10 protein-coding genes and 1 tRNA gene are annotated in these 12,395 nt (G+C 53.8%); 1 reads left to right on the plus strand and 10 read right to left on the minus strand.

Annotated features, from left to right (window positions below):
* Nucleotides 1-13 precede the first annotated feature (13 nt).
* From nusA to ftsH, 8 genes are all read right to left on the minus strand, one after another.
* Nucleotides 14-1,507 (minus strand): transcription termination factor NusA, encoded by a 1,494-nt coding sequence (gene nusA, locus FE848_RS11595; RefSeq protein WP_200202963.1) that lies wholly within the window; start codon nt 1,505-1,507, stop codon nt 14-16.
* A gap of 54 nt (nt 1,508-1,561) precedes the next feature.
* A complete protein-coding gene (gene rimP / locus FE848_RS11600; RefSeq protein WP_200202964.1) occupies nt 1,562-2,023 on the minus strand; it encodes a ribosome maturation factor RimP in 462 nt (153 codons plus the stop codon).
* 318 nt (nt 2,024-2,341) lie between these two features.
* A tRNA-Leu gene (locus FE848_RS11605) sits at nt 2,342-2,426 on the minus strand.
* A 5-nt stretch (nt 2,427-2,431) separates the two neighbouring features.
* Nucleotides 2,432-2,791, minus strand: a complete 360-nt coding sequence (gene secG, locus FE848_RS11610) for a preprotein translocase subunit SecG (RefSeq protein ID WP_200202965.1) — start codon at nt 2,789-2,791, stop codon at nt 2,432-2,434.
* Between the two features lie 24 nt (nt 2,792-2,815).
* Nucleotides 2,816-3,589 (minus strand): triose-phosphate isomerase, encoded by a 774-nt coding sequence (gene tpiA / locus FE848_RS11615; protein WP_200202966.1) that lies wholly within the window; start codon nt 3,587-3,589, stop codon nt 2,816-2,818.
* Between the two features lie 76 nt (nt 3,590-3,665).
* Entirely contained in the window at nt 3,666-5,009 is a 1,344-nt protein-coding gene (glmM, locus tag FE848_RS11620) for a phosphoglucosamine mutase (protein ID WP_200202967.1), read from the minus strand.
* Nucleotides 5,009-5,839: a dihydropteroate synthase gene (gene folP / locus FE848_RS11625; RefSeq protein ID WP_200202968.1), complete on the minus strand. Its 831-nt coding sequence runs from the start codon at nt 5,837-5,839 to the stop codon at nt 5,009-5,011. Before folP ends, glmM begins: the two co-directional genes overlap by 1 nt.
* A 115-nt stretch (nt 5,840-5,954) precedes the next feature.
* On the minus strand, nt 5,955-7,898 hold the full coding sequence (gene ftsH, locus FE848_RS11630; protein WP_265091919.1) for an ATP-dependent zinc metalloprotease FtsH: 1,944 nt from the start codon (nt 7,896-7,898) through the stop codon (nt 5,955-5,957).
* A 321-nt stretch (nt 7,899-8,219) separates the two neighbouring features.
* Between ftsH and yhbY the strand changes: the two genes are divergently transcribed.
* Nucleotides 8,220-8,531 carry a ribosome assembly RNA-binding protein YhbY gene (yhbY, locus tag FE848_RS11635; RefSeq protein WP_200202969.1) on the plus strand — a complete coding sequence of 104 codons (312 nt, stop codon included), beginning with the start codon at nt 8,220-8,222 and terminating at the stop codon, nt 8,529-8,531.
* Nucleotides 8,532-8,618: 87 nt separating this feature from the next.
* On the opposite strand, the gene greA is transcribed toward yhbY, so the two are convergent.
* The gene (greA, locus tag FE848_RS11640; protein ID WP_200202970.1) at nt 8,619-9,098 is read right to left on the minus strand and encodes a transcription elongation factor GreA; all 480 of its coding nucleotides are present in this window, start codon (nt 9,096-9,098) and stop codon (nt 8,619-8,621) included.
* Between the two features lie 4 nt (nt 9,099-9,102).
* Nucleotides 9,103-12,321 (minus strand): carbamoyl-phosphate synthase large subunit, encoded by a 3,219-nt coding sequence (carB, locus tag FE848_RS11645; protein WP_200202971.1) that lies wholly within the window; start codon nt 12,319-12,321, stop codon nt 9,103-9,105.
* Nucleotides 12,322-12,395: the final 74 nt, after the last annotated feature.

Below are 12,395 nucleotides of genomic sequence, written 5' to 3' on the forward strand. Positions count from 1 at the left end.
GTCTCCTCCCGAATTAAGCCTGGTCTTCAAACCAGGGGGCGCGTGCTGCCATAATCAACTGGCCTGCACGCTCTTCATCCATACCTTCGATATCGAGCAAATCATCAACCGACTGCTCCGCCAGATCTTCCATGGTACGTACACCCATGCCGGCGAGTTTAAACGCCAGACCACGATCCATTCCATCCATGCCCAGAAGATCTTCTGAGGGTTCTGCGCCGTCGAGGGCCTCTTCGCTAGCCAGAGCCTGGTTCAATAGGACATCTTTGGCTCTGCGGCGCAGCTCGGTGACTGTGTCTTCATCAAAACCTTCAATTGCCAGCATTTCTTCCATGGGTACATAGGCAACCTCTTCAATAGAGGTAAAGCCTTCGTCAATGAGCACGCCGGCAAATTCTTCATCCACATCAAGATGCGCAGTAAATGTTTCAACCAGAGTATTGTACTCCTGCTCCTGACGCTCACCGGCCTCCTCTTCAGTCATAACGTTAAGAGTCCAGCCTGTCAGCTCGGTCGCCAGGCGCACGTTCTGACCGTTACGGCCTATAGCTTGAGCCAGGTTGTCTGCCGCTACAGCTACTTCCATGGTGTGGCGATCTTCATCCATCACAATGGAGGCCACTTCTGCCGGAGACATGGCGTTAATAACCAACTGTGCGGGGTTGTCGTCCCAAAGAACGATATCAACACGCTCACCGCCCAGTTCGTTGGAAACAGCCTGGACACGGGAGCCGCGCATACCTACACAAGCACCAACAGGGTCAATACGACGGTCGTTGGTTTTCACTGCAATCTTGGCGCGGGAGCCAGGATCACGGGCAGCACCACGAATTTCGATCAAGTCCTCGGCGATCTCGGGAACCTCAATGCGGAACAGTTCAACCAACATCTGCGGAGCCGAACGGCTAAGAATCAGCTGTGGACCGCGGTGATCCGTGCGGATCTCCAGCAACAGCGAACGAACCCGGTCGCCCATGCGGAAGGTTTCACGCGGAATCAGGTGTTCTCTGGGCAGCAAGGCTTCAGCATTAGCGCCAAGATCGACAATTACGTTATCCCGAGTAACCTTTTTGACGGTACCTGAAACCAGCTCGCCAACACGGTCACGGTAGCTGTCGACAATTTTGCTGCGCTCAGCTTCACGAACCTTCTGGAAGATAATCTGCTTCGCGGCCTGAGCCCCGATGCGACCGAAGGCAACCGACTCAGCCTTTTCTTCATAGGTATCGCCCGGTTTCAGTTCGGGATCAATTTCTTCGGCTTCCTGAAGCGTCAGCTCGGTGCCAAGAGCAGGCACCGCATCGTTATCAACGATCAGCCAGCGACGGAAAGTTTCATACTCTCCGGTGCGACGGTCGATAGAAACACGCACATCCGACTCTTCATCTTCGTAGCGTTTTTTTGCCGCGGTGGCGAGTGCCAGTTCGATTGCCTCGAAAATCACTTCCTTCTCGACGCCTTTTTCGTTCGAGACGGCCTCAACTACCAGCAAGATCTCTTTACTCATTGGATTGCCCTGCCCTGAAAATAAACTGTGCATCTACTGAGTTGTTCAAATAGCTCACTCGAATACCGGAATGATTTGGGCTTTTTCAATGCTGTCAAAAGGCAACAAATACTCATGATCGTCTACAACAATCACAACTTCGTCGTCTTCCACACCCTTTATAAGCCCTTGAAACTTGCGTCGACCTTCAAACGCCATGCGCAAGCGAATTTGTACTTGATGCCCCACAAACGCCTGATATTGCTCAGGCCGGAACAGCGGTCGATCCATTCCCGGTGATGAAACCTCAAGCGTGTACTCGGTCTGGATGGGGTCTTCTACATCCATAACACCACTAATCTGACGGCTGACTTTCTCGCAATCGTCGATACCAATGCCTTTCTCGGCATCGTCTATAAATACCCGAAGCATGGACTGATAGCCCTTGGAGCGATACTCAATGCCCCAATACTCGTAACCCATGCCTTCGACCACAGGGCGAAGAATGTCTTCCAGTTGTTTAAGCTTGCCTGACAAGTTAGGCGGTCTCCGTATGAAATTTACCGGCCCAAAAAACAAAAAAAGGGCTGTTGATCAGCCCTTTTTACGCACCAGGGCCTGTTGCGCCAGGCCCCTTAATCAAAAAGCCCCGATAACCGGGGCCTTTTGTTGCAAGAACTCGCAGGAAGCAAACCGGTAAACCGCTTCCTGCTGACAGACACCTGGCCTGCCAGAAGCCCAACAACAAAAGATGTCAGACTCCAATATCCGCCGGAGTATAGAGACGCCGAACGGACTGGTCAAGGACTGCTCAAAAAAACGGCCTGGATAATCCAAGCCGTTTTCTCATTCAATTGGTGCCCAAGGCCGGACTCGAACCGGCACAGCTTTCGCCACTACCCCCTCAAGATAGCGTGTCTACCAGTTCCACCACTTGGGCAAACCTCACTCGAGCTCGGGAAGATCAGACTCCCCGCTCCCGGTTTCGCTTCCAGCCGCATCCTGAACCGGAGCCTGACGGGATTCCTTAACAGTTGGAATACCGGCTTCTCCAGCCACCTCAGCGCGCTGCTTGGCAAATACTGCCAACGAAAAACTTGTTACAAAAAACACGATTGCAAGCAAGGTTGTCATGCGGGTCAGGAAACTGCCACTACCCTGACTACCGAATACTGTTTGCGACGCGCCGCCACCGAAGGCTGCACCTGCGTCCGCACCTTTGCCTTGCTGGATCAGAACAAGACCCACCAGTGCCACCGCGATAACCACGTGCACAACGACTACCAGTGTCTCCATCCAATCCATATCGATTCTCGCAAACCTTTAACTTTATGCACCCGCCGGGAAATACCGGCAAATACTAACAAAATCTTCTGCGACCAGCGATGCGCCACCGATTAAACCGCCGTCTATATCGGGCTCAGAAAAAAGCGCCGCTGCATTATCCGCTTTTACACTGCCGCCGTAAAGCAATGAAATCTCTTCGCCCGGGGCGCCCATACCTTTAAGTACGCCGCGTATTGATGCATGCATAGCCTGAGCGTCTTCTGCAGTAGCCGTCTTACCGGTACCGATAGCCCAAACTGGCTCGTAGGCGACTACGATATTCTTCCATGCACTTGCGCTACTTGCCGCCCGAACTACTGACGACAATCCTGCACGAACCTGAGCAGCAACAACCGATTCTGCCTGCCCGGACTCCCGCTCTTCGAGCGTTTCGCCAACACACACAATGGCCGTCAAACCACTGGCAAGAACCAGCGACACCTTCTCAGCGACCTGCTCATCAGTTTCACCGAAAAGCTGACGCCGCTCCGAGTGCCCAACCAGCACATAGCGACAGCCGGCATCTTTTGCCATTTCCGAAGAAATCTCTCCGGTATAGGCGCCTGCCTGCCACTGCCCTACATTCTGGACGCCAACTGAAACAGCATCCTGCGCCAGCCTCAACACATCCCCGACATATAGTGCGGGAGGAATAATAACAACCTCCACGCCATTATCAAGAGATCCGGTCTCAGACCGGACATAGCCAACCAGTTTTTCCGAAAGGTCTTTCGACCCGTTCATTTTCCAGTTACCGGCTACAATCCTGCGACGCATAACAGTTCCCGAATGTAAGGGAGGGCGCACTATACAGCAGTCCCTCATAACAGACAACCGCCTGAATTCAACAAAATCAGGGCGTTGAGTTTTCTACAACTTTCACCAGCTTTTCCACAACGCGACGTATATCTCCGGCATTCCGGCCTTCCGCCATCACTCGAATCAAGGGCTCAGTCCCCGATGCCCGCAGCAAAATCCTGCCCGCATCACCAAGCTCCAGCTCTGCTTTCTTCACGGCCTCAACAATATCCGCACGACTGAATGGATCAAAGCGCTGCTCTACGCGCACGTTTATCATGGTCTGGGGCAACTTACTCATGCCTTTGCGCATTTCAGCAAGCGTTTTTCCAGACTTCCAGATTGACAAAAGCACCTGGAGCGCCGAAACGATACCATCACCGGTGCTGGTGCAATCCCGAATGACCATATGCCCAGAGCCCTCGCCACCTAGCACCCAATCATTTGCGATCAACCGCTCCATCACATAGCGGTCACCGACATTGGCACGCTCGAATGATATTCCCATTTCTGTCAGGGCCAACTCAACCCCAAGATTGGTCATAAGCGTACCTACCACGCCACCCTTGAGACGCCCCTCTTCAAACCTCTGGGCAGCCATGACGTACAGTAACTCGTCGCCATCAACTTCGGAGCCGTCACGGTCAACCATAAGTACCCGGTCACCATCGCCATCGAAGGCAATTCCCAGATCAGCATCTTTATCGATAACTGCCTGCTTGAGAGCATCCAGATGTGTAGAGCCAACATTCAGATTGATGTTCAGCCCGTCTGGCTCCGCACCAATAACAAACACCTTGGCTCCCAGCTCGCGAAATACCTTTGGTGCTACGTGGTACGTAGCGCCGTGCGCGCAGTCAAGTACAATCTTCAGGTTATCCAGGGTAAACTCATTCGGCACGGTGCTCTTGCAGAATTCAACGTAACGCCCCGGCGCATCCTCTATTCTTGAGGCCTTACCCAACTCTCCCGGACCGCAAACCTCAATGGGCGTCTCGAGCCAACGCTCAATTTCTGCCTCCAGAGCATCATCGAGTTTGGTGCCCTCAGCGGAGAAGAACTTGATACCGTTGTCGTGATGGGGATTGTGGGAGGCACTGATCACGATACCTGCAGATGCCCGAAATGTACGAGTCAGATAGGCTATGGCCGGCGTGGGCATTGGCCCCAGAAGCTTCACATCCACTCCCGCTGCTGACAGACCTGCCTCGAGCGCAGATTCGAACATATAGCCAGATAAGCGGGTATCTTTGCCAATCAGCACACTGTTGCGCTGACCCGCTTTCTTGAATGCCTGTCCGGCAGCCCAACCCAAATGCAACATAAACTCAGGGGTAATTGGATGCTCACCGACCCTGCCGCGTATGCCGTCCGTGCCGAAATATTTTCTACCGGCCATTAACCTGCCTCCTTTACGGCCGTCGCGATCTTGACGGCATCTATAGTTTCCCTGACATCGTGCACACGAATAATACTGGCACCCTTCATTGCAGATATTGTCGCGGCCGCGAGGCTCGCCGGCAACCTTTCATCAACGTCCCGACCCGTAATATGGCCAAGCATGGACTTTCGGGACATACCCACCAGCAACGGATGCCCCAGCGCCCGAAGCTGATCCAGATTAGCCAGCAGGCGCAAATTATGCTCAAGGTTTTTCCCAAACCCAAAGCCAGGATCGAGAATGATGTTCTCCGCAGAAATTCCAGCCTTCGCTGCAAGGTGAACGCGCTGAACCAAAAACTCCCCCACCTCTCGCATTACGTTCTGATATTCGGGGCGCTCCTGCATGGTTTGCGGCTCCCCCTGAATATGCATAATGCACACAGGCACATCGGCAGCTGCTGCTGCAGCCAAGGCTCCATCTCTTTGCAGTGCACGTACATCGTTAATGAGCCCAGCCCCCAGTTCAACCGCCTGAGCCATGACTGCCGGAGTACTTGTGTCGACGGAAACCACCACATCCAGCTCCCGGGAAATAGCCTCAACCACAGAACAAACCCGATCAAGCTCTTCCTGGACCGACACAACTGCAGCACCAGGGCGGGTTGACTCACCACCCACATCAATAAATGCTGCACCATCAGCGACCATCTGACGGGCTTTCAGAAGCGCCACATCAAACTGATTGAACCGACCGCCATCGGAGAACGAATCTGGTGTCACGTTAAGGACACCCATTACATGACAACGGGACATGTCCAACGCTCGTCCGGCAAATTTCATTTCCATAAAAAACCTTTCTGGACTGGCATACCTGAACCGGGGGAAGAGCAACTTGCAAAAACAAACGCCGCCCATAGTCAGGGCGGCGTCAATCAGCTTGAGCGCTTTGAAGCCAGGAAGCTTAATGCTCTCCCGCTGGACGACCTACATCTGGCCGCTTGCCATCGTCAGCCGGCCTGGATTCGGAAGCACTGTCGGAACCGCCTGCTTTGGCACCACCTGCTGAACCCCGATCATCCCAGCCTTTGGGCGGACGCGGAGTGCGACCTTCCATAATGTCATCGATCTGATGACGATCAATGGTCTCGTACTTCATCAAGGCTTCTGCCATAGCATCGAGCTTATCCCGGTTAGCGACCAGAATCTCTGTCGCCTTCTCGTAGCACGAATCGATGATATTTCTGACTTCCTCATCAATACGCTGCGCCGTTTCGGGAGAGTATACCGTTTGCGCCTGGCCGGCCGAACGACCAAGGAACGGCTCTTCGCTGTCAGTATCGTACTGCAATGGCCCGAGCTTTTCGGACAAGCCCCAACGAGTGACCATATTACGCGCCAGACTGGTGGCACGCTCAATATCATTCGAGGCACCGGTGGTAACGCCGTCAAAGCCTAGCGTCAACTCTTCCGCAATACGACCGCCAAACAAACTACAAATAGAGCTGATCAGGAAGCGCTTGCTGTGGCTGTACCTGTCCTCTTCGGGCAGGAACATGGTCACACCCAGAGCGCGACCACGAGGAATAATGCTCACCTTGTAAACCGGATCATGCTCAGGCATCAACCGGCCAACAATCGCGTGGCCCGCCTCGTGGAAAGCAGTATTCAGCTTTTCCTTTTCACTCATCACCATGGACTTGCGCTCGGCGCCCATCATGATTTTATCTTTCGCGAGCTCAAATTCTTCCATGGATACCAGGCGCATATTCCGGCGAGCTGCAAAGAGCGCTGCCTCGTTAACCAGGTTTGCAAGATCAGCACCTGAGAAGCCCGGAGTACCACGAGCAATCAGCGCAGGTTCAACGTTCTCATCCAGGGGCACTTTTTTCATATGCACCTTGAGAATTTGCTCACGACCAATGATGTCGGGCAGACCAACAACCACCTGGCGATCGAAACGACCTGGGCGCAGCAGCGCCGGATCCAGAACGTCCGGGCGGTTAGTGGCAGCGATAACGATAACGCCTTCGTTGCCTTCAAAGCCGTCCATTTCAACCAGCAACTGGTTAAGGGTCTGCTCACGCTCGTCGTGACCACCACCCATGCCAGCGCCACGGTGACGACCGACCGCATCAATTTCGTCAATGAAGATGATGCAAGGGCTTTGTTTCTTCGCCTGTTCGAACATGTCCCGCACACGGGATGCACCAACACCCACGAACATCTCAACGAAGTCCGAACCGGAAATCGAGAAGAACGGAACCTTCGCTTCGCCGGCAATGGCCTTGGCCAGCAGGGTTTTACCTGTACCTGGCTGCCCCACCATCAATACGCCTTTGGGAATGCTGCCACCAAGACGCTGGAACTTACTGGGATCCCGAAGAAAATCCACCAGTTCTTTAACATCTTCTTTGGCCTCATCCACACCGGCCACATCGGCAAACGTGGTTTTGATCTGATCTTCGCTCATCAGGCGCGCTTTACTCTTGCCGAACGACATGGGGCCTTTGCCACCACCTCCGCCCTGCATCTGGCGCATGAAGAACACAAACAGCGCAATAATGATCAAAATCGGGAAAGCTGCAACCAACAACTGCGTCCACAGGCTCTGGCGCTCGGGTTCTTTACCGATCACCTCCACCTTGTTCGCCAGCAGATCGTCCATCAGCTTGTTGTCCGCCACTTGTGGGCGAATTGTCTGAAACTGGGAACCATCGCCACGGGTGCCCTGAATTTCCAGACCATCAATAGTGACTTTATTGACCTGGCCCTGCTGGACCATCTCAACGAATTGGGAGTAATTGACTTGCTGACCGGTGGTGGTGGGAGAGAAGTTCTGAAACACCATCAACAGTACCGCGGCTATTATCAGCCAGAGAACCAGATTTTTTGCCATATCGTTCAAGGATCATCACCTGTGAATTGAAGAGCAGGCCATCGAAGGAACTACTCTTTACTGACACCTTACACCAATTATACGTCTATCCACCAGAAACGGCCCATCCGTAACGGCCACAGAAAAACGTAGCTGCGGATCAACCTGAAGACGTTCCTGAACGCCGGATAAATCCCCATGTTCCTTGTATGTGGGCCTTATCTCGGAAATTACAACGCCTGCAGGGTGATCTGTATACAAGGTTGTCTGTTACAATCCGCCGATTATACGACGTTGCCAGCGAATATGCCGCTGACCTTTTGTTAATTGCACCGATAAAGAGAATACATCATGAGCCTTTCAGCGGAACAGCGCCGGGAATACCGGGCCATCGCCCACAACCTGAAACCCGTCATCATTGTGGGCGACAAGGGACTCTCCGAAAACCTCCAGGAAGAACTGGAGCGCGCCCTGAACGACCACGAGCTTATCAAGATCAAAGTGGCGAGCCAGGATCGGGAAGCCCGCCAGGAAGCAATCACTGCCCTGTGCGAAGCCAGTGGCGCTGAGCTAGTGCAAACCATTGGCAAGATTGCTGTGTTGCTGCGCAGAGCCAAGAAGCCAAACCCGAAGCTGTCTAACCTCTTGCGCCTCAGGAACTGACTTTCCCGTAACTCATAAAACAAAAAGCCGGCTGCATATCACTCAGCCGGCTTTTCTTTGTGGACTGGATTTACCAGCGCTGCAAAATCAGATGTATTCAACCTTTCCGATTTCGTACTCCACAGTACCTGATGGCACACGGATGGCGACAACATCATCTTCGCTCTTGCCTACCAGTGCCCGCGCAATGGGCGAAGAGATCGACAGTTTGCCTTCCTTGATATCCGCCTCATCTTCACCGACGATTTTGTAAACCACCTCTTCGTCAGTATCCATATTCAACAGATGGACCGTGGTGCCGAAGATCACCCTGCCGGTATTTTCCATTTCCGTTACGTCGATTACCTGCGCCGCAGAAAGCTTGCCTTCGATTTCCTGAATACGGCCCTCTATGAAACTCTGTTGCTCACGGGCAGCATGGTATTCAGCATTTTCCTTGAGATCACCGTGCTCGCGAGCATCCGAAATGGCCGCAATAACCCGCGGCCGATCCTTGGATTTCAGCTGCTGGAGCTCCTCACGTAAGCGGGCTTCGCCCGCCTTGGTCATAGGCACTCTATCACTCATAATCTTACTTCCCTGCGTGGAGGTCTTGCAGGCGGCGTACTGTACGCTCCGGGCCAAATTTGATGGCCCGACAGAAGGCTTCGCCGCCCGCCAGTGTTGTTGTATAAGCTACTTTGGTCTGCAGAGCTGACTGGCGAATCTGCGCCGAATCAGACACAGCCTTGCGACCTTCGGTAGTATTAATGATGAGCTGAACCTGGCCATTCTTGATGGCGTCCACAATATGCGGGCGCCCTTCGCCAACCTTGTTAACCCGCTCCACTTCGATGCCCTCAGCACGGAGCGCTTTCGCAGTTCCAGTGGTAGCAACAAGTTCGAAGCCAATAGCCACCAGATCACGGGCAACCTGAATTGCACCTGCCTTATCTACATCACGAACCGACATAAATACGGTTCCGCTGGACGGCAAACGCTCGCCAATCGCCAGCGACGCCTTGGCAAAGGCCTCGTCAAAGCTATCACCAAGCCCCATTACCTCACCCGTGGACTTCATTTCGGGCCCCAGGATCGGATCAACCGAGGGGAACTTGTTGAACGGGAATACAGACTCTTTTACCGCATAGTAGCTGGGCACGACTTCTTTGGTGAAGCCCTGCTCGGCAAGTGAGATGCCCGCCATAACACGCGCTGCAACCTTGGCCAGAGACACTCCAATAGCCTTGGATACGAAAGGCACCGTTCTTGAAGCACGCGGGTTGACCTCGATCACGTAGATCTCGTCATCCTGCCATGCCAACTGAACGTTCATCAACCCGACAACCTCAAGCTCGAGAGCCATCTTCCTGACCGCATCACGCATGGCATCCTGAACTTCCGGCGGCAGCGTGTATGGCGGTAAGGAGCACGCAGAGTCACCGGAGTGAATACCCGCCTGCTCAATATGCTGCATGATTCCACCAATAACGACATCGGTACCGTCGCAGATGGCATCGATATCGACTTCAATGGCTGCATTCAGGAAGTGGTCCAGCAAAACCGGGCTGTCGTTGGAAACCAGCACGGCGCTGCGCATGTAACGCACCAACTCGTCCTCGCCGTAAACAATCTCCATTGCCCGACCACCCAACACGTAGGAGGGGCGAACCACCAGCGGATAGCCAATCTTACTGGCTGCAACAATTCCTTCTTCAAGACTGCGCACGGTGGCGTTTTCCGGCTGCTTGAGCCCAAGGCGCTGAATCATCTGCTGGAACCGCTCACGATCTTCCGCGCGGTCTATCGCATCCGGGCTGGTACCAATAATGGGCACACCGGCGGCTTCCAGGCCACGAGCCAGTTTCAGGGGTGTCTGCCCGCCATACTGGACAATCACGCCTTTGGGCTTTTCTATGTGGATAATTTCCAGCACGTCTTCCAGAGTAATTGACTCAAAGTACAAGCGGTCAGAGGTATCGTAATCGGTGGATACCGTCTCCGGGTTGCAGTTGATCATGATGGTTTCGTAGCCATCTTCCCGCATGGCCAGTGCCGCGTGAACACAACAGTAATCGAACTCGATGCCCTGACCAATCCGGTTAGGGCCACCACCAATAACCACGATTTTTTCGCGATCAGTCGGCTCTGCTTCGCACTCTTCCTCGTAGGTGGAGTACATGTAAGCGGTATCGGAGGCAAACTCTGCTGCACAACTATCAACACGTTTGTATACGGGGCGAATATTCAGATCGTGCCGCAGCTTACGCATGCTCACGTCCGTAATGCCCAGCAACTTGGCCAAACGGGCATCCGAGAAGCCTTTACGCTTTAGGCGGAACAGGGTGGCGTGATCAATATCGGCCTTACCGGCTGATTTCAGCGCCTGCTCTTCTCGAATCAGATCTTCGATCTGCACCAGATACCAAGGGTCTACATGGGTGTACTCAAATACATCTTCCACGGTTAGCCCGGCACGGAACGCATCACCGATGTACCAAATACGCTCGGCACCGGGAACACTGAGTTCGCGAGTGAGGGTTTCACGAGAGGTTTCCGAGGTAAATTCTTCGAGCCGCTCATCAAATCCGTCTGAGCCGACCTCCAGCCCACGAAGGGCTTTCTGCAGGGATTCCTGGAAGGTGCGACCGATGGCCATGACCTCACCCACAGATTTCATCTGGGTGGTAAGGCGGGCGTCGGCCTGGGGGAATTTTTCGAATGTAAACCGGGGGATTTTGGTAACGACATAGTCGATGCTGGGCTCGAACGATGCCGGTGTTATACCACCGGTAATTTCATTGCGCAGCTCGTCCAGCGTGTAACCAACGGCCAGCTTGGCAGCAACCTTGGCAATCGGGAAACCCGTTGCTTTGGAGGCCAGCGCCGATGACCTGGAAACCCTTGGGTTCATTTCAATCACAACCATGCGGCCGGTGTCCGGATGGATACCAAACTGCACGTTGGAACCACCGGTTTCCACGCCGATTTCACGCAGTACAGCCAGGGAGGCGTCCCGCATGATTTGATATTCTTTATCAGTCAGCGTCTGCGCTGGTGCGACGGTGATGGAGTCACCCGTGTGGACACCCATGGCATCGAAGTTCTCGATGGAGCACACGATTATGCAGTTATCTGCCTTGTCGCGCACAACTTCCATCTCATACTCTTTCCAACCAATCAGCGACTCATCGATGAGCAGCTCGTTGGTGGGCGAGAGATCAAGCCCGCGGGTACAGATTTCTTCAAACTCGTCCCGGTTGTAGGCAATACCGCCACCAGAACCGCCCATGGTGAACGAGGGGCGAATGATGCAGGGGAAGCCAATGTCGTCGGCAACCTTCCAGGCTTCTTCCATGGAGTGTGCGATGGATGCGCGGGGGCACTCGAGGCCAATGGCCTTCATGGCCTTATCGAAACGGCTGCGATCCTCGGCCTTGTCGATGGTGTCAGCATTGGCACCGATCATTTCCACACCGTGCTCAGCCAGCACGCCGTGCTTTTCCAGCTCCAGCGCGCAGTTCAGCGCAGTCTGGCCGCCCATGGTTGGCAGTACTGCATCAGGCTTTTCTTTTTCAATAATCTTGGCAACGGTTTGCCATGTAATCGGCTCGATGTAGGTGGCATCCGCCATCACCGGGTCGGTCATAATGGTGGCCGGGTTCGAGTTAACCAGGATGACGCGGTAGCCTTCCTCACGCAGGGCTTTACAGGCCTGGGCTCCGGAGTAGTCAAATTCGCACGCCTGCCCGATTACAATCGGGCCTGCGCCCAGAATCAGGATGCTTTTAATATCGGTCCGTTTTGGCATGTCTTGGTAAACCTGTAAGCAACATTTAAATTCTTGCAGCGCATAAACGCGGCGCGTGTCTGGTGTGGCACTTT

The organism is Marinobacter sp. 1-3A (assembly GCF_016597775.1).
GTDB lineage: Bacteria > Pseudomonadota > Gammaproteobacteria > Pseudomonadales > Oleiphilaceae > Marinobacter > Marinobacter xiaoshiensis.